This is a genomic window from Variovorax terrae (assembly GCF_022809125.1).
GTDB lineage: Bacteria > Pseudomonadota > Gammaproteobacteria > Burkholderiales > Burkholderiaceae_C > Variovorax_A > Variovorax_A terrae.
The window spans coordinates 496,789-519,059 of record NZ_JALGBI010000002.1 but is presented as its reverse complement, the minus strand read 5'-3'; the positions used below and the strand labels follow the sequence as shown (position 1 = coordinate 519,059).

Below are 22,271 nucleotides of genomic sequence, written 5' to 3'. Positions count from 1 at the left end.
CGTTACTTACTAAGGTGGGGATTGGCGGGGCCGCCGGGAACCACGACGCCCATGGAGACGATGTATTTGAGCGCTTCGTCCACGCTGATCTTGAGCTCGATGCAGTCGCTCTTCTTGAGCATCACGAAATAGCCGCCGGTCGGGTTGGGCGTGGTCGGCACATAGACGCTCAGGTACTCGCCCTGCAGGTGGGTGGCGACGTCGCCGCCGGGCGCACCGGTGACGAAGGCGATGGTCCACACCCCCTCGCGCGGCCACTGCACCAGCACCGCGGTGCGAAAGGCGTTGCCGTTCTCGGAGAACAGCGTGTCCGACACCTGCTTGACGCTGGAGTAGATCGAGCGCACCACCGGGATGCGGCTGACCAGCGCGTCGCCCCACTGCACCAGCTTCTTGCCGAAGAAGTTGCTGGCCACCGCGCCGACCACCAGCAGGATCGCCAGCGCCAGCAGCACGCCGAAACCGGGGATGTGGATGCCGAACAGCTTGTCGGGATGCCAGGCGCCGGGCAGGATGTACAGCGTCTGGTCGAGCGTGCTGATGATCCACTCGAGCACCCAGACGGTGATACCCACCGGCACGATGACCAGGAGGCCGGCAAACAGCCATTTGCGCAAGGCAGCCATGGCGTCCTTCAGTGGCAGGCGCAGGACGCGCCGCAGCCGCCGGCCGCCGCGGCCGGGGCGGCGTCACTCTTGGCGGGGCTGGCCGCCGTGTCGGACGGCTTGCTGTCGGCCTTGGCCTCCGCCGGCACGGCGGCGCTTGAGCTGCCGCCCTTGAAGTCGGTGGCGTACCAGCCCGAGCCCTTGAGCTGGAAACCGGCCGCCGTGAGCTGCTTGCGGAAGCTGGACTGGCCGCAGGCCGGGCAATCGGTCAGCGGTGCATCCGAGATCTTTTGCAGAACGTCCTTGGTGAGGCCGCAGGACTCGCATTTGTAGGCGTAGATAGGCATGGCTTCTGAAGGAGGAGGCCCAAATGGGGTTTTGAGGATGCAAAGCTCTCAATTATAGGCTTTGACCCGGAATTAAACCCCCAGCGCCGCCCGGGGCCGGCCCGCCGGCCCCGCCGCGCGCGAACCCGCCCCTCAGGCGGCGCCGCCGGCCAGCTTGTGGTGCCCGGCGTGGCTGTTGCGGATGGCCTGCGGCCCGAGCGAGCCGACCAGCATGCCGACCAGCGCCGCCAGCACCCCCGCGAGCTGGGCCGGAAACTGCTCGCCCGCCGGGGTGGCCAGGAACAGCAGCCAGGCCAGGATGCCCAGCACGATGGAGAAGATCGCGCCCTGGGTGGTGGCCTTTTTCCAGTACAGGCCGAACACCAGCGGGATGAAGGCCCCGACCAGGGTCACCTGGTAGGCGCCCGAGACCATCTCGTAGATCGAGGTGCCCTGCATCCGGATGGCGTAGGCCAGCACCAGCGCGCTGAACACCAGCACCGTGATGCGCATGTTGCGCAGCTCGTTGCGGTCGCTCACGCGCGGGCGGAACTGGCGCCAGATGTTCTCGGTGAAGGTCACGCTCGGCGCCAGCAGCGTGGCCGAGGCGGTGGACTTGATGGCCGACAGCAGCGCGCCGAAGAACAGCACCTGCATCACGAACGGCATCTTCTGCAGCACCAGCGTGGGCAGCACCTTCTGCGGATCGTCCTTGAGCAGGGCGGCGGTCTGCTCGGGCATGATGATCAGCGCGCTGGCCACCAGGAACATGGGCACGAAGGCGAACAGGATGTAGCACACGCCGCCGATCACCGGCCCCTTGGTGGCGGCGCCGATGCTGTTGGCCGACATCACGCGCTGGAACACGTCCTGCTGCGGGATCGAGCCCAGCATCATGGTGATGGCCGCGGCGAAAAAGAAGACCATGTCCTTGAAGCTCGGCTCGGGCCAGAAGTGGAACAGATCCTTGCTCACGGCCAGCGCCACCACCTTGTCGGCGCCGCCGGCCAGGTTGCCGGCGAACACCGCCAGGATGGCCAGGCCGCTCACCAGGATGATCATCTGGATGAAATCGGTGACGGCGACCGACCACATGCCGCCGAACAGCGTGTAGGCCAGGATCGACACCACGCCGATCACCATGCCGGTGGGGATGGCGATCACGCCGCCCGACAGCAGGTTGAACACCAGGCCCAGCGCCGTGACCTGGGCCGAGACCCAGCCCAGGTAGCTCAGCATGATGATCAGCGAGCACACCACCTCCACCGTGCGGCCGTAGCGCTCCCGGTAGTAGTCACTGATGGTCAGCAGGCTCATCTTGTACAGCTTGCTGGCGAAGAACAGGCCGACCAGGATCAGGCAGGTGCCGGCGCCGAACGGGTCTTCCACCACGCCGTTGAGGCCGCTGTTGACGAACTTGGCCGGGATGCCGAGCACCGTCTCCGAGCCGAACCAGGTGGCGAAGGTGGTGGTGACGATCATCACCAGCGGCAGGTTGCGCCCGGCGATCGCGTAGTCGGCCGAGTTCTTGACCCGCCGCGCGGCATACAGGCCGATGGCGATGGTGACCAGCAGATAGACGATGACCAGGGTCAATAACACGGCGCACTCCTCAACGTGGGCGGATTATCGGCAAAAAAAGGGTTCAGAAAATGCGGATGCGCATGACCAGCTGCATCGCGATCAGCCCGAGCACGAAGCCCATGCCGCCGTAGACCAGGCTTTGCAGCAGCTTGTTGGTGCGCTTCTGCTCGGCCAGCAGGTCCTGCAGGTCGCGGCGGTGGTCCGAGGGCCGTTGGCGCAGGTAGTCGTACAGCAGGCGCGGCAGCTCGGGCAGCAGCTTGGCGTAGCGCGGCGCCTCGTCCTTGAGCTGGTCGATCAGCTTCTGCGGGCCGACCTGCTCGAGCATCCATTTCTCGAGGAACGGCTTGGCCGTGCTCCAGAGGTCGAGCTCGGGGTCGAGCTGGCGGCCCAGGCCCTCGATGTTGAGCAGGGTTTTCTGCAGCAGCACGAGCTGCGGCTGGATCTCGACCTGGAAGCGGCGCGAGGTCTGGAACAGCCGCATCAGCACCATGCCGAGCGAGATTTCCTTGAGCGGGCGGTCGAAGTAGGGTTCGCAGACCGCGCGGATGGCGGCCTCCAGCTCGTCCACCCGGGTGCCCGGCGGCACCCAGCCGCTCTCGATGTGCAGCTCGGCCACGCGCTTGTAGTCGCGCCGGAAGAAGGCGGTGAAGTTCTGCGCCAGGTATTCCTTGTCGAACTCGGTGAGCGTGCCGATGATGCCGAAATCGAGCGAGATGTAGCGCCCGAAGGTAGCGGGCTCCAGGCTGACCTGGATGTTGCCGGGATGCATGTCGGCGTGGAAGAAGCCGTCGCGGAACACCTGGGTGAAGAAGATGGTGACGCCGTCACGCGCCAGCTTCGGGATGTCCACGCCGGCCTCGCGCAGGCGGTCGAGCTGGCTGATGGGCACGCCGTTCATGCGCTCCATCACGATCACCTCGGGCTGGCAGTAGTCCCAGACCATCTCGGGGATCAGCACCAGGTCCAGGCCCGCCATGTTGCGGCGCAGCTGGGCGGCATTGGAGGCCTCGCGCACGAGGTCGAGCTCGTCGTGCAGGTACTTGTCGAACTCGGCCACCACCTCGCGCGGCTTGAGGCGCTTGCCGTCGGCGCTGAGCGAGTCGACCCAGCCGGCCATCATGCGCATCAGGCTCAGGTCCTTCTCGATCGCCGGCAGCATGCCGGGGCGCAGCACCTTCACGGCCACCTCGCGCAGCGTGCCGTCGCGGCCCTTGAGGGTGGCGAAATGCACCTGCGCGATCGAGGCGCTGGCCACCGGCTCGCGCTCGAAGCTCGCAAAGATCTCGCCCACCGGCCGGCGGAAGGCCCGCTCGATGGTGGCCACGGCCACGGCGGAATCGAACGGCGGCACGCGGTCCTGCAGCCGCGCGAGCTCGTCGGCGATGTCGGGCGGCATCAGGTCGCGCCGCGTCGACAGCACCTGGCCGAACTTGACGAAGATCGGCCCGAGCCGCTCCAGCGCCTCGCGCAGGCGCTGGCCGCGCGGTGCGTCGAGGTTGCGGCCAATGGAGACGACGCGGGCGATCACCTTGAGCCAGGGCTTGCGGAAGCTGGTCAGCACCAGCTCGTCCAGCCCATAGCGCAGGACCACCCAGACGATGAAGACGCCCCGGGAGAACCGCGTCATTGCGCAGCCGGGCCCGGGCCCGTGGAAGCGCCGGGACGGGCGCTGATGAACTGGCGCAGGGCCTGCGCCGCGCGGCGCGCCACGTCGCCCACGGCATGGGCCGGCGCATCGCCGATCAGGCGCGACAGGTCTTCCTCCACATCCCAGCGCACATGGTCGACCAGCCAGTTGACCTCGGCGGCCAGCTGCACGTCGCCCTCGATGCGCACGGCCGGCTTGTCGCCGCGCACGGCGGCCTGGGCCAGGCCGAACGGCGAGGCCTCGGTCACGGTGAGCATCAGGTCGGGCGTGGCGGCAGGCGCCGCCCGGTCCAGCAGGCCGGCCGGGGTTGCTACCAATTTAATAGCAAACGAACGCCACTGCACCTGGACCACACGGTCTTTTTGCCTTGAAAGCCGGCTTTGCGCCTCGGGTTCCTGCATCAGCACGTGATTGAGGAGCAGCACCGCGCGGTGCTGCAGTTCATCGACCAGCCAGGGAGGTGGCTGCAAGCCGGCGCCGAACCGGTCGAACAGGCTGTCCAGAAAGGGAAAGGGGGACTGTGTTGCCATAGCCCCCCGATTATTCCCTGAAAGTCGCGGCCCACCCGGGCCGCGGCCGCTATTGAAGGGCCTGCACCCCGGCCACCAGCCAGCCGTTGCTGCCGCTCTTGGGCTTGGTCATGTTCCAGACCTCGCGGAACGGGCTCGGGCCGGCCGACGGCTGCTCGCGGATCATGCCCGAGAACTCGACGCTGGCCATGTAGTCCTGCCCCAGGTCCTCGATGCCCAGCAACTGCGCGTCGAGCATGACCACGTCGGTGCGATTGGGCTGGCCGCCCAGGTGGTTCTCGCGTTCGGCCAGCTGCGACTTGATCTCGCCGACCATGCCGTCCGTCATCATCGAGCGCAGGGTGCCGATGTCGGAGCGGTCCCAGGCGTCCTGCAGGGTCACGAAGTTGCGCTTGGCGGCGCCCAGGAAGCCCTCGGTGTCGAAGCCCGCGGGAATGCCCCAGGACTGCGAACCGCCGAGCGCGGAGCCGATGACCAGCCCACCGGAAGCGCCTGCCGCGTCCGTCTGGAAGCGGCCGCTGTCGAACGCCATGCTGCTGCGCTCCCAGGGCCGGGCCGAGGCATCGTTGCCCACGTTGTCAGGGCTGTACTGGCGCGGCGGCGTGGCCGCCTCGGCGGTGGCGCCCGCGCCCTGGAAGGCGAACGGGCTGCGGCTTGATGCAGCGCTATTGCCTTTGCGGGCGCGCATCACCATGCCCACCACCACCATGACCACCAGCACCAGCAGTGCGATCAGCATGAACTGGCCGAAGGCAGCGCCCAGGCCCAGCGAATTCGCCAGCCAGGCCAGGCCGAGGCCGGCGGCCAGGCCGCCGAGCATGGCGCCCCAGGGCTTCTTCGGCGCCGCGGCGGCGGCCGGGGCCGCGCCAGGAGCCGGGGCCGGCTTGGCCGCGCTTTGCGCCGCCCCGCCTGCCGGTGCGGCCGGGGCCGCCGGGGCGGCTTCGCGCTGCGTCACGTTGCCCGACTGCTTGCCCATCGATTTGCCGCCACCGAGGCGCCGCGCCGCGTCGGCATCCGCGCTCACGAACACCAGGGCCAGCACCAGAAACAAGGACCAGAATTTCATGTCACCCTCCAGATTTCAAAACCATCAACACCTGATTCCAACATGCAACGCCACCACCCCGCCCGTGAGGTTGTGATAGTCCACATGACCAAAGCCATTTTTCTTCATCAGGGCTTTGAGTTCTTCCTGGCCCGGGTGCATGCGGATCGATTCGGCCAGGTAGCGATAGCTCGCATCGTCACCGGCCACCAGTTTGCCCAGCTGGGGCAGCACGTTGAATGAGTACCAGTCGTAGGCCTTCTCCAGCGGCTTGGCCACCTTGGAGAACTCCAGCACCAGCAGCTTGCCGCCGGGCTTGAGCACGCGGCTCATCTCGGCCAGCGCCGCGTCCTTGTGCGTCATGTTGCGCAGCCCGAAGGCCACGCTCACGAGATCGAAATGGCCGTCGGGAAACGGCAGCTTCTCGGCATCGCAGACCAGGGTGGGCAGCGCCACGCCCGCGTCGAGCAGGCGGTCGCGGCCGGTGCGCAGCATGGCCTCGTTGATGTCGGTGTGCACCACGCGCCCGGTGGCGCCCACCTTCTTCGCGAAGGCCAGCGCGAGGTCGCCGGTGCCGCCGGCGATGTCGAGCACCTGCTGGCCCTCGCGCAGGTTGGCCACCATCACGGTGTAGGCCTTCCAGGCGCGGTGCAGCCCCATCGACATGAGGTCGTTCATCAGGTCGTACTTGGGCGCAACGGAGTCGAACACGCTGCGCACATGGCGCGCCTTCTCGGTCTCATCCACCGATTGAAAGCCGAAATGCGTCGTTGTCATGCCCGAATGCTAGGGGCGAATGGCGGCGCGGCCCCCGACAACCCCGCACCCATGCAGGGAATTTGTCGTGATTTTGATGAAAACCGGGCGCTGGTCCGCGTCCCGCGGATGCGGAATGCTATGAAAAACAGAGCAGCCGGCGCCAGGACTCAGTGGCTGCCGCAGGCGTGCCCGGCCTTCTCGGGCATGGGCGCATCGCGCTCCACGCCCGCGGCCTGCAGGCGCGCCGCATAGTCGGCCCACAGCTTGTCCTGCTGCGAGCCCAGGAAGTACAGGTAGTCCCAGGAGAACAGGCCGCTGTCGTGGCCGTCGGAGAAGGTGGGCTTCACGGCGTAGTTGCCCACCGGCTCCAGCGCCACCAGGCCGACCTCGCGCTTGCCCGTCTGCAGCACCTCCTGGCCCGGGCCGTGGCCCTGCACCTCGGCCGAGGGCGAGTAGATGCGCATCAGCTCGAACGGGATGCGGAACTGCGCGCCGTCGGAGAACGACACCTCCAGCACCCGGGACTGGTTGTGCGCCGTGAGCGCGGTGGGCGTCGGGGCGCCGGATTGCAGGCCTGCCATGGAAGTGTCTCCTTGAAGTGTCAGACCAGCACGCGCTCGATGCCGCCGGTGTTGGCCGCGGCCACGTACTCGGGCATCCAGTTGGCGCCCAGGATCTGGTTGGCCATCTCGACCACGATGTAGTCGGCCTCCAGCAGGCCGTTGTTGAGGTCGCCACCGTAGCGCGACAGGCCCTGCAGGCAGCTCGGGCAGCTGGTCAGGATCTTGACGTCGCCCTGGTGGCCGGCCCCGCGCAGCGCCGCCTCGCCCTTGCGGATTTCCTCCTCCTTGCGAAAGCGCACCTGGGTCGAGATGTCTGGGCGGTTCAGCGCCAGGGTGCCCGACTCGCCGCAGCAGCGCTCGGACTTGAGCACGCCCTCGCCCACCAGTGCCTTCACGGTCTTCATCGGCTCCTGCAGCTTCATCGGCGTGTGGCAGGGATCGTGGTACAGGTAGGCGCCTTTGGATTCGAGCCGGATGCCCTTTTCGAGCAGGTACTCGTGGATGTCGATGATGCGCGAACCCGGGAAGATCTTGTCGAACTCGTAGCCCTGGAGCTGGTCGTAGCAGGTGCCGCAGCTCACCACCACGGTCTTGATGTCGAGGTAGTTCAGCGTGTTGGCCACGCGGTGGAACAGCACGCGGTTGTCGGTGATGATCTTCTCGGCCTTGTCGAACTGGCCCGCGCCGCGCTGCGGGTAGCCGCAGCACAGGTAGCCCGGCGGCAGCACGGTCTGCACGCCGGCGTGCCACAGCATGGCCTGGGTCGCCAGCCCGACCTGCGAGAACAGGCGCTCGGAGCCGCAGCCGGGGAAGTAGAACACCGCCTCCGTCTCGGGCGAGGTGCCCCGGGGGTCGCGGATGATCGGCACGTAGTCCCGGTCCTCGATGTCGAGCAGCGCGCGCGCCGTCTTCTTGGGCAGGCCGCCGGGCAGCTTCTTGTTGATGAAGTGGATCACCTGCTCCTTCAGCGGCGCGGTGCCCACCGTGGCCGGCGGCGCGGCGGTCTGCTTGCGCGCAGCGCGCTTCAGCAGGTCATGGGCCAGGCGCTGGGCCTTGACGCCGACATTGAGCATGGCGGCACGCGCGAGCTTGATGGTCTCGGGGCGGGTGGCGTTGAGCATGAACATCGCCGCCGCGCCCGCGGGGCGGAAGCTCTTCTGGCCCATCTTGCGCAGCAGGTTGCGCATGTTCATGGACACGTCGCCGAAGTCGATGTTCACCGGGCATGGCGACAGGCACTTGTGGCAGACCGTGCAGTGGTCGGCCACGTCCTCGAACTCCTCCCAGTGCTTGATCGACACGCCGCGGCGCGTCTGCTCCTCGTACAGGAAGGCCTCGACCAAGAGCGAGGTCGCCAGGATCTTGTTGCGCGGGCTGTACAGCAGGTTGGCGCGCGGCACGTGCGTGGCGCAGACCGGCTTGCACTTGCCGCAGCGCAGGCAGTCCTTCACGCTGCCGGCGATGGCGCCGATGTCGCTCTGCTGCATGATCAGCGACTCGTGGCCCATGAGGCCGAAGCTCGGCGTGTAGGCGTTGGTCAGGTCGGCGTACAGGGCCGATCCATCGTGTGCCGCTTCCGTGCTGCGCAGCAGCTTGCCCTTGTTGAAGCGGCCTTCGGGATCGACCTTCTGCTTGTACTCGGTGAACGGGCGCAGTTCCTCGTCGCTCAGGAATTCGAGCTTGGTGATGCCGATGCCGTGTTCGCCCGAGATCACGCCGTCCAGGCTGCGCGCCAGCGCCATGATGCGTTTGACCGCCTCATGCGCGGTCTGCAGCATCTCGTAGTTGTCGCTGTTGACCGGGATGTTGGTGTGCACGTTGCCGTCGCCCGCGTGCATGTGCAGCGCCACCCAGACCCGGCCCTTGAGCACGCGCTGGTGGATGGCCGTGCATTCCTCCAGGATGGGCTTGAAGGCGGCGCCGCCGAAGATGGCCTGCAGCGGCGCGCGGATCTGCGTCTTCCAGCTGGCGCGCAGGCTGTGGTCCTGCAGTTGCGGGAACAGCGCGTCGGCCTCGCCCAGCCAGCCCTGCCACAGCGCCCGCACCTCGCGGAGCACGGCCACGGCCTGCGCCACGCGGTCTTCAAGCAGTTCGGCCGAGGGAATCTCGCCGGCATCGTCGCCGCGGCCCAGTGGCAGCTCGCCCCGCGTGAAGAAGGCTTCGAGCTCATCGGTGAGATGGAGCTTGTTGCGCAGCGACAGCTCGATGTTGATGCGCTCGATGCCGTCGGTGTACTCGGCCATGCGCGGCAGCGGGATCACCACGTCCTCGTTGATCTTGAAGGCGTTGGTGTGGCGGCTGATGGCGGCCGTGCGCTTGCGGTCGAGCCAGAATTTCTTGCGCGCCTCGGCGCTGATGGCGATGAAGCCCTCGCCGCTGCGCGAGTTGGCCATGCGCACCACTTCCGAGGTGGCGCGCGCCACGGCGTCGGCATCGTCGCCCGCGATGTCGCCGATCAGCACCATCTTGGGCAGGCCGCCGCGCTTGGATTTGGTGGTGTAGCCCACGGCCTTCAGGTAGCGGTCGTCCAGATGCTCCAGGCCGGCCAGCAGCGTGCCGCTGCGCTTCTGCTCGGCGAACATGAAGTCCTTGATTTCCACGATGCTGGGCACGGCATCCTTGGCGTTGCCGAAGAACTCCAGGCACACGGTGCGCGTGTGCGAGGGCATGCGGTGCACCACCCAGCGGCCGCTGGTGATCAGGCCGTCGCAGCCTTCCTTCTGGATGCCGGGCAGGCCGCTCAGGAACTTGTCGGTCACGTCCTTGCCCAGGCCTTCCTTGCGGAAGGTCTTGCCCGGGATGTCCAGGCGCTCGGTGCGCACCGGCGTCTTGCCGTCGGCCTCGAAGTAGCGCAGCTCGAAGCTGGCCACCTCGGCGTCGTGGATCTTGCCGAGGTTGTGGTTCAGGCGCGTGACCTCCAGCCACTGCGCCTCGGGCGTGACCATGCGCCAGGAGGCCAGGTTGTCCAGCGCCGTGCCCCAGAGCACGGCCTTCTTGCCGCCGGCGTTCATGGCGATGTTGCCGCCCACGCAGGACGCCTCGGCCGAGGTCGGGTCGACGGCAAAGACGAAGCCGCCGCGCTCGGCCGCGTCGGCCACGCGCTGCGTGACCACGCCGGCCTCGGACCAGATGGTGGGCACGGGCTGGTCCAGCCCCGGCAGCGACACCATCTCGACCTCGGTCATGGATTCGAGCTTCTCGGTGTTGATGACCGCGCTCTTCCAGGTCAGCGGGATCGCGCCGCCGGTGTAGCCGGTGCCGCCGCCGCGCGGAATGATGGTCAGGCCCAGTTCGATGCAGCCCTTGACCAGGCCGGCCATCTCGGCCTCGGTGTCGGGCGTGAGCACCACGAACGGATACTCCACGCGCCAGTCGGTGGCGTCGGTGACGTGCGAGACGCGGGACAGGCCGTCGAACTTGATGTTGTCCTTGGCCGTGAGCCGGCGCAGGCTGCGCTGGACCTGGCGGCGCAGCGCGGAGGCCTCCTCGAACATGGCATCGAACGTCCGCACCGCCTGCACGGCCGCCTGATGCAGCTCGCCCACCAGGCTGTCGCGCTCGCGGTCGGCCTCGGGCGTGCGCCGCTTCTGGATCTCGCCCAGGCGGTGGTTCAGGGCATCCACCAGCAGCCGGCGGCGCTTGGGGTTGTCCAGCAGGTCGTCCTGCAGGTAGGGGTTGCGCTGCACCACCCAGATGTCGCCCAGCACCTCGTAGAGCATGCGGGCCGAGCGGCCGGTGCGGCGCTCCTCGCGCAGGCGGTTGAGCAGGTCCCAGGCCCGGGAGCCCAGCAGGCGGATCACGATCTCCCGGTCGGAGAACGAGGTGTAGTTGTAGGGGATTTCGCGCAGGCGGACGGGCTCTGCGGCCTGTGAAACCAATGTGGCCAACGCAGTCGGAGCATTCATGGGGGATAGTCTTGGAAGACCTGGGGTGAGCGCCGCGCGCCCTGAGCCCCCGGGAAGGGAATTTTATGACAGCAGGCCGCCCGCCGCCGCGGGACGCCCGGGACCGCAAGGCCCCTAGAACAGCACGCGGCTGCGGAGGGTGCCTTCCACCTGCGCGAGCTTCTCCAGCGCCAGGTCGGAGGAGGCGGCGTCGATGTCGGTCACCACGTAGCCGATCTTCTCGTTGGTCTGCAGGTACTGCGAGGCGATGTTGATGTGGTTGTCCGAGAAGATCCGGTTGATCGCGGACAGCACGCCGGGCACGTTGCGGTGGATGTGCAGCAGCCGGTGCTTGCCCGGATGCGCCGGCAGCGCCACTTCGGGGAAGTTCACCGACGAGGTGGAGGTGCCGTTGTCGCTGTACTTGACCAGCTTTTCCGCCACTTCGAGGCCGATGTTGGCCTGCGCCTCCATGGTCGAGCCGCCGATGTGCGGCGTCAGGATCACGTTGTCCAGCCCGCGCAGCGGCGACTGGAACTCGTCCTTGTTGCTGCGCGGCTCCACCGGGAACACGTCGATGGCCGCGCCCAGCAGCTTCTTTTGCTTCAGGGCTTCGGCCAGCGGTTCGATCTCGACCACCGTGCCACGTGAGGCGTTGATCAGGATCGCCCCGGGCTTCATCGCCGCGACCTCGGCGGCGCCGATCATCCACTGGGTGGCCGCCGTCTCGGGCACGTGCAGGCTCACGATGTCGCTCTGGGCCAGCAGTTCGTGCAGGCTGTGCACCTGGCGCGCATTGCCCAGCGGCAGCTTGGTCACCACGTCGAAGAACGCCACCTGCATGCCCAGCGCCTCGGCCAGCACCGACAGCTGCGTGCCGATCGAGCCGTAGCCCACGATGCCCAGCGTCTTGCCGCGGATCTCGTACGAGCCGGCGGCCGACTTGAGCCAGCCGCCCCGGTGCGCGAGCGCATTCTTTTCAGGCACGCCGCGCAGCAGCAGGATGGCTTCGGCCAGCACCAGCTCGGCCACCGAGCGGGTGTTCGAGTAAGGCGCGTTGAAGACCGCGACGCCCTTTTCGCGCGCGGCGTTCAAGTCCACCTGGTTGGTGCCGATGCAGAAGCAGCCCACGGCCACGAGCCGGCTGGCCTGCTCGAACACGTCGGCCGTCAATTGGCTGGCCGAGCGGATGCCGAGGAAATGCACGTCGGCGATCTTGGCCTTCAGCTCCTCGGGCGGCAGCGCCTTCGGGCTGGTCTCGATCTGGGTGTAGCCCGCGGACCGCAGCACCTCGGACGCGGAAGGATGGATGCCCTCCAGCAGGAGGAACTTGATCTTGCTTTTGTCCAGGGAGGTCTTGCTCATGTCACGACGGGCGCGAGCCCTTGCTCTATCGGACGCCGATCCTAGCATGGTGCAGTGCAGCATGCCGCGGCGGGCGCACCGGCCCTGGCCCGTGAACGGGTTTCCCCCGGTTGAAGCGCTGCCACCCTTGTGACAACAATACAAGACAGTGTCACAAACACGCACTAGCATCCCGTCTTTTCCAATCAGGAGTGTTCATGAAGTTCAAAACCCTGGCCATGGCCGCCGCGCTCGGCACCGTCCTGTGCGCCCCGGCCTATGCGCAGACCGAAGTTCAATGGTGGCATTCAATGGGCGGCGCCCTCGGCGAATGGGTCAACGACCTGGCCAAGGATTTCAATGCCAGCCAAAAGGACTACAAGATCACGCCCACCTTCAAGGGCAGCTACGATGAATCGATGACGGCCGCGATCGCCGCCTTCCGCGCCGGCAACGCCCCGCACATCCTGCAGGTGTTCGAAGTGGGCACGGCCACCATGATGGCCTCCAAGGGCGCCATCAAGCCGGTGGCCGAAGTCATGAAGGACGCCGGCTACAAGTTCGACCCCAGCGTGTACGTGCCCGCCGTCGCCGGCTACTACACCGCCCCCAACGGCCAGATGCTGAGCTTCCCGTTCAACAGCTCCACGCCGGTGTTCCACTACAACAAGGACGCGTTCAAGGCCGCCGGCCTGGACCCGGAAAAGCCGCCGACCACCTGGCCCGAAGTGGCCCTGGCCGCCGCCAAGCTCAAGGCTTCGGGCCACAAGTGCCCGTTCACCACGAGCTGGATCAGCTGGACCCAGCTCGAGAGCTTCTCGGCCTGGCACAACGTGCTGTACGCCACCAAGAACAACGGCTTCGGCGGCCTGGACACGCGCCTGGCGTTCAACACGCCGCTGCACGTGCGCCATATCGAGAACCTGGCCAACATGGCCAAGAGCGGCCTGTTCGTCTACAAGGGCCGCAACAATGCCGCCGACGCGACCTTCGTGTCGGGCGAATGCGCCATGGCCACGGGCTCTTCCGCGCTGTATGGCAGCGTGGTGCGCAACGGCAAGTTCGCCTACGGCATCGGCACCCTGCCCTACTACCCTGACGTTCCCGGCGCACCGCAGAACACCGTGATCGGCGGCGCCAGCCTGTGGGTCATGTCGGGCAAGAAGCCGGCCGAATACAAGGCCGTGGCCGCCTTCTTCGACTACCTGTCCAAGCCCGAAGTGGCCGCCGCCAGCCACCAGCGCACCGGCTACCTGCCCGTCACCAAGGCCTCGTTCGAGCTGACCGACAAGTCCGGCTTCTACAAGAAGAACCCCGGCACCGACGTCTCGGTCACGCAGATGATCCGCAAGACCACCGACAAGTCGCGCGGCGTGCGCCTGGGCAACTTCGTGCAGATCCGCACCATCATCGACGAGGAACTCGAAGGCGTGTGGAGCGGCAAGAAGCAGCCCAAGGAAGCCCTCGATGCCGCCGTCCTGCGCGGCAACGAGCAGCTCGAACGCTTCCAGAAAGCGAACAAAGGCTAAAGCCTTTGCCCGCCTCGCGCCGTCCTGACGGCACTCTCTTAGCCGCCCTCGCCCGCCCTGCGGGCGAGGGCGGCTGGGCGCTTACCTGAAGCTTCATGGAAAAACGGGTCCTTTTCAAATCCTCATGGCTGCCCTGGGCGCTGATCGCGCCCCAGATGGCGGTCATCCTGGTGTTCTTCTTCTGGCCGGCCGGCCAGGCGCTCTACCAGAGCGTGCTGCTGCAGGACGCCTTCGGCTCCTCGACCGAATTCGTGGGCCTGGAGAATTTCGAGCGCCTGTTCAACGACCCGAGCTACCTCGCCTCGTTCAAGACCACGGCCCTGTTCTCCGGGCTGGTGGCGGTATCGGGCCTGAGCATCGCCCTGCTGCTGGCCGTGATGGCCAACCGCGTGGTGCGCGGTGCCTCCGTCTACAAGACGCTGCTGATCTGGCCCTATGCCGTGGCGCCCGTGGTGGCCGGCGTGCTGTGGCTCATGATGTTCGCCTCGCCCTACGGCACCATCGCCTACGCGCTGCGCGCGCTGGGCTTCGAGTGGAACCACGTGCTCAACGGCAACCATGCCATGGCCCTGATCGTGATGGCCGCGGTCTGGAAGCAGATCTCCTACAACTTCCTGTTCTTCCTGGCCGGCCTGCAGTCGATTCCGCATTCGCTGATCGAGGCCGCCACCATCGACGGCGCCTCGCCCTGGAAGCGCTTCTGGAGCATCGTGTTCCCGCTGCTCTCGCCCACCACCTTCTTCCTGCTGGTGATCAACGTCGTCTACGCCTTCTTCGACACTTTCGCCATCGTCGATGCCGCCACCCACGGCGGCCCCGGCAAGGACACCTCGATCCTGGTCTACAAGGTCTATTACGACGGCTTCAAGGCGCTGGACATCAACGGCTCGGCCGCGCAGTCGGTGGTGCTGATGGTGATCGTGGTCACGCTGACGGTGATCCAGTTCCGCTTCGTCGAAAAGAAGGTCCAATACTGATGGTCCAGCGCAACCCCGTCCTCGACTTCTTCTCGCACCTGGTCCTGATCCTCGGTGTGCTGATCGTGTTCTTCCCGATCTACGTCACCTTCATCGGCTCGACGCAGACCGCGCAGCAGATCCTGACCAGCAACCCGATCTCGCTGCTGCCGGGCAACAATTTCATCGAGAGCTACCGGCTCGCGCTGTTCGGCGGCAAGACCGAGGCCGGCGCCAGCATCGGGGCCGCCGCGCCGATGATGATGATCAGCCTGGGCAGCGCCCTGATCATCGCCATCGGCAAGATCGCGATCTCGCTGCTGTCGGCCTTCGCCATCGTCTACTTCCGCTTCCCGCTGAAGAACATGGTGTTCTGGATGATCTTCGTCACGCTGATGCTGCCGGTGGAAGTGCGCATCGGCCCGACCTACGAGGTCGTTTCCGATCTGCGCATGCTCAACAGCATGGCGGGCCTCACGATCCCGCTGATCGCCTCGGCCACCGCCACCTTTTTGTTCCGGCAGTTCTTTCTCACGGTGCCCGACGAACTCGTCGAGGCCGCGCGCATGGACGGCGCGGGGCCGATGCGCTTCTTCTGGGACGTGCTGCTACCACTGTCCAAGACCTCGATCGCGGCGCTGTTCGTGATCCAGTTCATCTACGGCTGGAACCAGTACCTCTGGCCTCTGCTGGTGACCACCGACGAATCCATGTACCCGATCGTGATGGGCATCAAGCGCCTGATCTTTGGCGAGGTCTACATCGAGTGGAACGTGGTCATGGCCACCGCCATCCTGGCCATGCTGCCGCCGGCCATCGTGGTGATGCTGATGCAGAAATGGTTCGTCAAGGGCCTCGTGGATACGGAGAAATAAACGGCTTTGCGTGGCAGACCCAGAAATTGCGCAGCAATTTTTGCTCTGTCACCCACTGATTGAAAATATGGCTGCCATCACTCTTCACAACGTCGTCAAGCGCTACGGGCACGGCCCCAAGGCCAACCAGGTGATCCACGGCGTCAACGCCGACATCGCCGACCGCGAGTTCATCGTCATCGTCGGCCCCTCGGGCTGCGGCAAGTCCACGCTGCTGCGCATGGTGGCCGGCCTGGAGGAAATCTCGGGCGGCGAGATTTCCATCGGCAACCGGGTAGTCAACGACCTCGAACCCTCCGAGCGCGACATCGCGATGGTGTTCCAGAACTACGCGCTGTACCCGCACATGACCGTGTTCGACAACATGGCCTACGGCCTGAAGATCAAGAAGGTGCCGATCGACGAGATCAAGACGCGCGTGGACAAGGCCGCCCGGATCCTCGAACTCGGCCACCTGCTGGCGCGCAAGCCGCGCGAACTCTCGGGCGGCCAGCGCCAGCGCGTGGCCATGGGCCGCGCCATCGTGCGCCAGCCGCAGGTGTTCCTGTTCGACGAGCCGCTGTCCAACCTGGACGCCAAGCTGCGCGCCCAGACCCGCCTGGAGATCCAGAAACTGCACCGCGAGCTCGGCATCACCAGCCTGTTCGTCACCCACGACCAGGTCGAGGCCATGACGCTGGCGCAGCGCATGATCGTGATGAACGCCGGCGTGATGGAGCAGTTTGGCGCGCCCGAGGAAGTCTATGCGCGGCCCGCCACCACCTTCGTGGCCAGCTTCATCGGCTCGCCGCCGATGAACCTGCTGAAGAACGCCCCCGGCGGCCGGCCCGGCACCATCCTGGGCATCCGGCCCGAGCACCTGCAGGTCGTCGATGGCGACGGCTGGGCGCTGCAGGTGGAAACCGTGGAGATGCTGGGCGCCGAGCGCCTGGTGTACGGCCGCCTTGGCGACGAGATGGTGATCGTGCGCACCGACGAAAGCCTGGGCCAGGCGCCCGCGATCGGCTCGGTCATCCACGTGCGGCCGCGCGAAGACCGCCTGCACTGGTTCGATGCCGCCACCGGCAAAAGGTCATGACGATGCTGCAGGCGACCATCCCCGTGCTCGCCTCGCTCGATCTCCGGGAAACCGAGAGCTTCTATCGCGAACGCCTGGGATTTACGCCGCGCCTGCGCGCACCCGACTACCTGATCGTGGAGCGCGAGGGTTGCGAGATCCATTTCTGGCTCTGCGCCGAACGGCGCATCGCGGAGAACACCTCATGCTATGTGCGCGGCGACACGCGGGCGCTGCACCGCGATTTCGGCCACCGCGGCCTGGCGCTGCCGGCGCCCGAGGTGCGGCCCTGGGGCATGCGGGAGCTCTACGTCATCGATCCGCACGGTAATCTGCTCAAGTTCGGAGAATCCGCATGACCCTTCCCTCCTGGCCCTACCCGCGCTGGGTGGCGCACCGCGGCGCCGGCAAGCTCGCGCCCGAGAACACGCTGGCGGCCTTCCGCCTCGGTGCGAGCCACGGCTTTCGCATGTTCGAATGCGACGTCAAACTCTCGGCCGACGGCGTGCCCTTTCTGATGCACGACGCCACGCTGGAGCGCACCACCAACGGCACCGGCCTCGGGGGCGACCAGCCCTGGGGCGCGCTGGCGCAGCTCGACGCCGGCAGCTGGCACTCGCGCGCCTATGCCGGCGAGCCGCTGCCGAGCTTCGAGAACATCGCGCATTACTGCCTGCGCAACGGCCATGCCCTCAACATCGAGATCAAGCCCACGCCCGGCGTGGAAGAGCACACCGGCCGCGTGGTGGCCGACCATGCCGCGCGGCTGTGGCAGGGCCAGGCCGTGCCGCCGCTGCTGACCTCGTTCCGCCCCGAATCGCTGGCCGGCGCACAGGCCGCGCAGCCGCAGTTGCCGCGCGGGCTGCTGCTGGACACGCTGTGGAAAGGCTGGCTCGAAACCGCGCTCTCGCTCGACTGCGTGGCCCTGGTCTGCAACCACGCGCTGTGGGACACCTCCACCGTCACACAGGCGCAGGCCGCGGGCCTGCGCACGCTGAGCTACACGGTCAACGACGAGTGGGCCGCCGAGCGCCTGATCGCGCTCGGCACCGACGGCATCATCACCGACCGGGTGGACCTTTTTTCTCCCATGGCGTGAGCCGGCGCACGCGCCCCGCCGGGGCCGGCGCGGCCGCTCAGCGCCGCCAGCCGCGCAGCAGCAGCCACTGGCTGGTGCCGCAGGCCAGCACCAGCGCGGCGTAGGTCGCCATCTTGCCGTCGCGGCCGAAGAACCACAGGCCGGCCAGCAGCACCGCCGCATTCACTACAAAAACAATAGCAAGCTGTGACCACCAGGCGCGGACATACGCCTGTTTTCCTCCAAAAAACCGGGCCGCGAGCACGCTCAGGGCGGCCACGCCCAGCGCCGGGGCGACAAAGTTGCTCAGGTGAAAAAACAGGTCCAGCGGGCCCATGGCGAAGGGTATGAAGGGGGGTGCAGGCTTGGGATTCGGAGCAATTTTATAATCCGGGGATGGCAGTCTGGGCTCTGGGCCTCAATCACACGACCGCGCCGCTCGATCTGCGCGGCCGCTTTGCGTTCGCCATCGACCAGATCGAGCCCACGCTCAAGGGCCTGCGCGAGTCGCTGGCCCGCCGCCCCGAGGCCGCCATCATCTCCACCTGCAACCGCACCGAGATCTACTGCGCCGGCGAGCGGCCCGAGCTGGAGCACACGCTGGACTGGCTGGCCCATTCCGGCGGCGTCTCGCCCGCGCTGCTGCGCTCGCATGCCTACACGCTGCAGGACGGGCTGGCCGCGCGCCACGCCTTCCGCGTGGCCAGCGGGCTCGACTCCATGGTGCTGGGCGAGCCCCAGATCCTGGGCCAGATGAAGGATGCGGTGCGCGCCGCCGACGAGGCCGGCGCCCTGGGCACCACGCTCAACCAGCTGTTCCAGCGCTCCTTCGCCGTGGCCAAGGAGGTGCGCACCTCCACCGAGATCGGCGCGCACTCGATCAGCATGGCCGCCGCCGCCGTGCGCCTGGCCGGCCAGCTGTTCGAGGACCTGGGCAAGATCCGCGTGCTGTTCGTGGGCGCGGGCGAGATGATCGAGCTGGCGGCCACGCACTTCGCCGCGAAGAACCCGAAGTCGATCTCGATCGCCAACCGCACGCTGGAGCGCGGCGAGAAGCTGGCCACGCGCTTTGGCGGCGAGGTGATGCGCCTGGCGGACCTGCCCAGCCGCCTGCACGAGTTCGACGCCGTCATCAGCTGCACCGCCAGCACCCTGCCCATCATCGGCCTGGGCGCCGTGGAGCGTGCGCTCAAGGCGCGCCGCCACCGCCCCATGTTCATGGTCGACCTGGCCGTGCCGCGCGACATCGAACCCGAGGTCAAAGCGCTGGAAGACGTCTACCTCTACACCGTGGACGACCTCGCCGGCGTGGTGCAGACCGCCCAGGCCAGCCGCCAGGCCGCCGTGGCGCAGGCCGAGGCCATCATCGACGCCGGCGTGCAGAGCTTCATGCACTGGATGGACCAGCGCGGCGCCGTGCCGCTGATCCAGCAGCTCAACGCCCAGGCCGACGAATGGCGCACGCTGGAGATCGCCCGCGCCCGCAAGCTGCTGGCCCGGGGCGAGGACGTGGACGCCGTGCTCGAAGCCCTGTCGCGCGGCCTCACCCAGAAGATGCTGCACGGCGCGCTGGCCGAGCTGCACGCGGGCGACGCCACGGCACGCGAGCGCGCCACCGCGGCCATTCAGCATTTCTTCCTGCGCAAGGAAAAGTAGGGCCTGTTCACCCTATTTTTACCAGATGCGTTGCGGAACAAAAAGGTCATGCGCAAGGCGCGAAACGCAGCCGGGGTCTACCCCCGGCGAGGCTTCGCAACGCGGCGCATGGCCTTTTTGGCCGCAACCCGTAGGGAACGGGGTGAAAACAGCGCCACTCGGCGTTGCCCTCCTAGCCCAGCCGTCCAGGCTGGGCGTCGTCAGGCGCCTTGATTGGCGCTGTTTTCACCTCGTTCGCACTGGTAAAAATAGGGTGAACAGGCCCTAGCGACGCTCGAGGACTCCGCGGGCCCTTCGACAAGCTCAGGGCGAACGGAATCTCTTCCCCTGCCGGACCGTGCCGTCCGGGCCGAGCCTGTCGAAGCCTTCCTCTCCTTTGTGACCCGCCTGCCGTGAAACCTTTTCTCCGCCAGCAACTCGACCGCTACCCCGTGCGCCTGCACGAACTCGATTTCTACCTGTCGCAGCCCGACGTGGTGACCGACATGGAGCGCTTTCGCGCGCTCACGCGCGAGCACGCCGAGGTCAGCGAGGTGGCCGGCTGCTTCGCCCGCTTCCTGCAGCGCGAGAGCGACCTGGCGCAGGCCCGCGAGATGCTCGACGACCCCGACATGGCCGAGCTGGCGCAGGCCGAGATCCCGGCCGCCGAGGCCGACCTCACCGCGCTGGAGGACGAGCTGCAGCGCCTGCTGCTGCCCAAGGACCCGGACGACGTGCGCAACACCTTCCTCGAAATCCGCGCCGGCACCGGCGGCGACGAGTCGGCCCTGTTCGCCGGCGACCTGCTGCGCATGTACACCCGCTACGCCGAGCGCCAGGGCTGGCGCTGCGAGATCGTGAGCGAGAGCGAGGGCGAGGTCGGCGGCTACAAGGAGGTGGTGATCCGCGTGGTGGGCGACAGCGTCTACGGCAAGCTCAAGTTCGAGTCCGGCGGCCACCGCGTGCAGCGCGTGCCCGCCACCGAGACGCAGGGCCGCATCCACACCAGCGCCTGCACCGTGGCCGCGCTGCCCGAGCCCGACGAGGCGCAGGCGGTGCAGATCAACCCGGCCGACCTGCGCATCGACACCTACCGCGCCAGTGGCGCCGGCGGCCAGCACGTGAACAAGACCGACTCGGCCGTGCGCATCACCCACATTCCCACCGGCATCGTGGCCGAGTGCCAGGACGACCGCAGCCAGCACCGCAACAAGGCCAAGGCCATGCAGGTGCTGGCCGCGCGCATCCACGAAAAGGAGCGCAGCGAGCGCGCCGCCAGGGAGGCCGCCACGCGCAAGGGCCTGATCGGCAGCGGCGACCGCAGCGACCGCATCCGCACCTACAACTTCCCGCAGGGCCGCCTGACCGACCACCGCATCAACCTCACGCTGTACAAGCTGCAGTTCATCATGGAGGGCGACCTCGACGAGGTGATCGACGCGCTGCTGCTGGCGCGCAAGGCCGAGCAGCTCGAAGAGCTGGAACTCGGCGTTTCGGCCTGATTTTGGATGAAATACGGCCAAGGTCCTCGCCCCACGGTCATTTATTGCTACTATTTTGATAGCACCTTGATGCCATGACGATCGCCCAGGCCCTGCAAGCCGCCGCCGCGCTCGGCCTCGAGCGCCTGGACGCCCAGCTGCTGCTGCTGCACGCGCTGGGCCGCGCCGAGCACGGCCGCGCCTGGCTGCTGGCGCATGACGGCGACGCCCTGCCCGAGGCCGCGCAGCAGCAGTTCCAGCAGCTCAGCCAGCGCCGCGCCGCCGGCGAGCCGCTGGCCTACCTCACCGGCCGGCGCGAGTTCTTCGGCCTGGCGCTGCAGGTGGACGCCCGCGTGCTGGTGCCGCGGCCCGACACCGAGACCCTGGTCGAGTGGAGCCTGCAGGTCCTGGCCGGCCAGCCGGGCGCCTCGGTGCTGGACCTGGGCACCGGCAGCGGCGCCATCGCGCTGGCCCTCAAGCACGCGCGCCCCGATGCCCAGGTGAGCGCCGTGGACGCCAGCGCCGGCGCGCTGGCCGTGGCGCAGGCCAATGCCCAGCGGCTCGGGCTGGAGGTGGCGTTCCGCCAGGGCTCCTGGCTGGCCGGCACCCCGGGCCGCTACCACCTGATCGCCTCCAACCCGCCCTACATCGCGCAGGACGACCCGCACCTGGCCGCGCTCGGCCACGAGCCGCGCGAGGCCCTGGCGGCCGGCCCCGACGGGCTGGACGACCTGCGCGCCATCGTCTCGCAGGCGCCCGCCCACCTGCACCCCGGCGGCTGGCTGCTGCTGGAGCACGGCTGGGACCAGGCCGCGGCCGTGCGCGCCCTGCTGGCGCAGCGCGGCTTCGGCGCCGTGGCCAGCCACCGCGATCTGGCCGGCATTGAGCGCTGCTCCGGCGGACAATGGCCGGCGCTGGGATAATCGGGGGTAACGCTTCCGATCCCGGCCCGGCCCGGCCGGGTGAAGCCCCCTTTAGGAGAGTGACCCATGAGCAACGCCCAGCAACGCATCGACGACCTCGTCAAGCACAACGACATCCTGCTGTTCATGAAGGGCAGCGCGAGCTTCCCCATGTGCGGCTTCTCGGGCCGCGCCATCCAGATCCTCAAGGCCTGCGGCGTGGACCCCCGCACCCTCAAGACCGTGAACGTGCTGGAGGACGACGAGATCCGCCAGGGCATCAAGGCCTACAGCAACTGGCCCACCATCCCGCAGCTCTACGTGAAGGGCGAGTTCATCGGCGGCTCGGACATCATGATGGAGATGTACGAGAACGGCGAGCTCCAGCAGGTGCTGAGTGCACAGGCCTGAGCCGACCTCCCTCCATTCCCTTCCAAGCCAAGCCGCCCCCGGGCGGTTTTTGCTCTGCC

The 22,271-nt window shown here is 67.5% G+C and carries 21 protein-coding genes; 10 read left to right on the top strand and 11 right to left on the bottom strand.

Features of this window, described 5'->3' with window-relative positions:
• Positions 1-2: 2 nt before the first annotated feature.
• The 10 genes from MMF98_RS17895 to serA all read right to left on the bottom strand — a co-directional run bounded on the left by MMF98_RS17895 (position 3) and on the right by serA (position 12,309).
• Positions 3-626 carry a DUF502 domain-containing protein gene (locus MMF98_RS17895; protein ID WP_243308152.1) on the bottom strand — a complete coding sequence of 208 codons (624 nt, stop codon included), beginning with the start codon at positions 624-626 and terminating at the stop codon, positions 3-5.
• Between the two features lie 8 nt (positions 627-634).
• Positions 635-952 carry an FmdB family zinc ribbon protein gene (locus MMF98_RS17890; RefSeq protein ID WP_243308151.1) on the bottom strand — a complete coding sequence of 106 codons (318 nt, stop codon included), beginning with the start codon at positions 950-952 and terminating at the stop codon, positions 635-637.
• 132 nt (positions 953-1,084) lie between these two features.
• Entirely contained in the window at positions 1,085-2,533 is a 1,449-nt protein-coding gene (locus MMF98_RS17885) for a high affinity choline transporter 1 (protein WP_243308149.1), read from the bottom strand.
• A 43-nt stretch (positions 2,534-2,576) separates the two neighbouring features.
• Positions 2,577-4,142 carry a ubiquinone biosynthesis regulatory protein kinase UbiB gene (gene ubiB / locus MMF98_RS17880; protein ID WP_243308147.1) on the bottom strand — a complete coding sequence of 522 codons (1,566 nt, stop codon included), beginning with the start codon at positions 4,140-4,142 and terminating at the stop codon, positions 2,577-2,579.
• Positions 4,139-4,693, bottom strand: a complete 555-nt coding sequence (locus MMF98_RS17875; RefSeq protein WP_243308145.1) for a ubiquinone biosynthesis accessory factor UbiJ — start codon at positions 4,691-4,693, stop codon at positions 4,139-4,141. The genes ubiB and MMF98_RS17875 overlap by 4 nt, the downstream gene beginning before the upstream one ends.
• Before the next feature lie 49 nt (positions 4,694-4,742).
• Positions 4,743-5,759, bottom strand: a complete 1,017-nt coding sequence (locus MMF98_RS17870) for a Tim44 domain-containing protein (protein WP_243308143.1) — start codon at positions 5,757-5,759, stop codon at positions 4,743-4,745.
• A 24-nt stretch (positions 5,760-5,783) separates the two neighbouring features.
• Positions 5,784-6,515 (bottom strand): bifunctional demethylmenaquinone methyltransferase/2-methoxy-6-polyprenyl-1,4-benzoquinol methylase UbiE, encoded by a 732-nt coding sequence (ubiE, locus tag MMF98_RS17865; protein WP_243308141.1) that lies wholly within the window; start codon positions 6,513-6,515, stop codon positions 5,784-5,786.
• A 149-nt stretch (positions 6,516-6,664) separates the two neighbouring features.
• Positions 6,665-7,078: a gamma-butyrobetaine hydroxylase family protein gene (locus tag MMF98_RS17860; protein ID WP_243308139.1), complete on the bottom strand. Its 414-nt coding sequence runs from the start codon at positions 7,076-7,078 to the stop codon at positions 6,665-6,667.
• 20 nt (positions 7,079-7,098) lie between these two features.
• The gene (locus MMF98_RS17855) at positions 7,099-10,965 is read right to left on the bottom strand and encodes a DUF3683 domain-containing protein (protein ID WP_243308137.1); all 3,867 of its coding nucleotides are present in this window, start codon (positions 10,963-10,965) and stop codon (positions 7,099-7,101) included.
• A 114-nt stretch (positions 10,966-11,079) separates the two neighbouring features.
• Positions 11,080-12,309: a phosphoglycerate dehydrogenase gene (gene serA, locus MMF98_RS17850; protein WP_243308135.1), complete on the bottom strand. Its 1,230-nt coding sequence runs from the start codon at positions 12,307-12,309 to the stop codon at positions 11,080-11,082.
• A 197-nt stretch (positions 12,310-12,506) separates the two neighbouring features.
• Here serA and ugpB point away from each other — a divergent pair, with 197 nt between their 5' ends.
• The 6 genes from ugpB (at position 12,507) to ugpQ (ending at position 17,804) form a co-directional block, all read left to right on the top strand.
• Positions 12,507-13,817 carry a sn-glycerol-3-phosphate ABC transporter substrate-binding protein UgpB gene (gene ugpB / locus MMF98_RS17845; protein WP_243308132.1) on the top strand — a complete coding sequence of 437 codons (1,311 nt, stop codon included), beginning with the start codon at positions 12,507-12,509 and terminating at the stop codon, positions 13,815-13,817.
• Positions 13,818-13,912: 95 nt separating this feature from the next.
• Entirely contained in the window at positions 13,913-14,794 is an 882-nt protein-coding gene (ugpA, locus tag MMF98_RS17840; protein ID WP_243308130.1) for a sn-glycerol-3-phosphate ABC transporter permease UgpA, read from the top strand.
• Positions 14,794-15,648, top strand: a complete 855-nt coding sequence (ugpE, locus tag MMF98_RS17835) for a sn-glycerol-3-phosphate ABC transporter permease UgpE (RefSeq protein WP_243308128.1) — start codon at positions 14,794-14,796, stop codon at positions 15,646-15,648. The genes ugpA and ugpE overlap by 1 nt, the downstream gene beginning before the upstream one ends.
• A gap of 67 nt (positions 15,649-15,715) precedes the next feature.
• Complete coding sequence (locus MMF98_RS17830) at positions 15,716-16,726, top strand: sn-glycerol-3-phosphate import ATP-binding protein UgpC (protein WP_243308125.1); 1,011 nt, start codon at positions 15,716-15,718, stop codon at positions 16,724-16,726.
• Complete coding sequence (locus tag MMF98_RS17825) at positions 16,723-17,064, top strand: bleomycin resistance protein (protein WP_243308124.1); 342 nt, start codon at positions 16,723-16,725, stop codon at positions 17,062-17,064. The genes MMF98_RS17830 and MMF98_RS17825 overlap by 4 nt, the downstream gene beginning before the upstream one ends.
• Positions 17,061-17,804, top strand: coding sequence for a glycerophosphodiester phosphodiesterase (gene ugpQ / locus MMF98_RS17820; RefSeq protein ID WP_243308123.1), 744 nt, complete (start codon positions 17,061-17,063; stop codon positions 17,802-17,804). Before MMF98_RS17825 ends, ugpQ begins: the two co-directional genes overlap by 4 nt.
• Positions 17,805-17,841: 37 nt before the next feature.
• On the opposite strand, the gene MMF98_RS17815 is transcribed toward ugpQ, so the two are convergent.
• Positions 17,842-18,120, bottom strand: coding sequence for a hypothetical protein (locus MMF98_RS17815; RefSeq protein WP_243308121.1), 279 nt, complete (start codon positions 18,118-18,120; stop codon positions 17,842-17,844).
• A gap of 59 nt (positions 18,121-18,179) precedes the next feature.
• On the opposite strand from MMF98_RS17815, the gene hemA reads away from it, so the two are divergent.
• The 4 genes from hemA (at position 18,180) to grxD (ending at position 22,212) form a co-directional block, all read left to right on the top strand.
• Entirely contained in the window at positions 18,180-19,439 is a 1,260-nt protein-coding gene (gene hemA / locus MMF98_RS17810) for a glutamyl-tRNA reductase (RefSeq protein WP_243308120.1), read from the top strand.
• A gap of 392 nt (positions 19,440-19,831) precedes the next feature.
• On the top strand, positions 19,832-20,920 hold the full coding sequence (gene prfA, locus MMF98_RS17805) for a peptide chain release factor 1 (RefSeq protein ID WP_243308119.1): 1,089 nt from the start codon (positions 19,832-19,834) through the stop codon (positions 20,918-20,920).
• Between the two features lie 74 nt (positions 20,921-20,994).
• Entirely contained in the window at positions 20,995-21,822 is an 828-nt protein-coding gene (gene prmC, locus MMF98_RS17800; protein WP_243308118.1) for a peptide chain release factor N(5)-glutamine methyltransferase, read from the top strand.
• Positions 21,823-21,888: 66 nt separating this feature from the next.
• Positions 21,889-22,212: a Grx4 family monothiol glutaredoxin gene (gene grxD, locus MMF98_RS17795; protein WP_243308117.1), complete on the top strand. Its 324-nt coding sequence runs from the start codon at positions 21,889-21,891 to the stop codon at positions 22,210-22,212.
• Positions 22,213-22,271 lie beyond the last annotated feature (59 nt).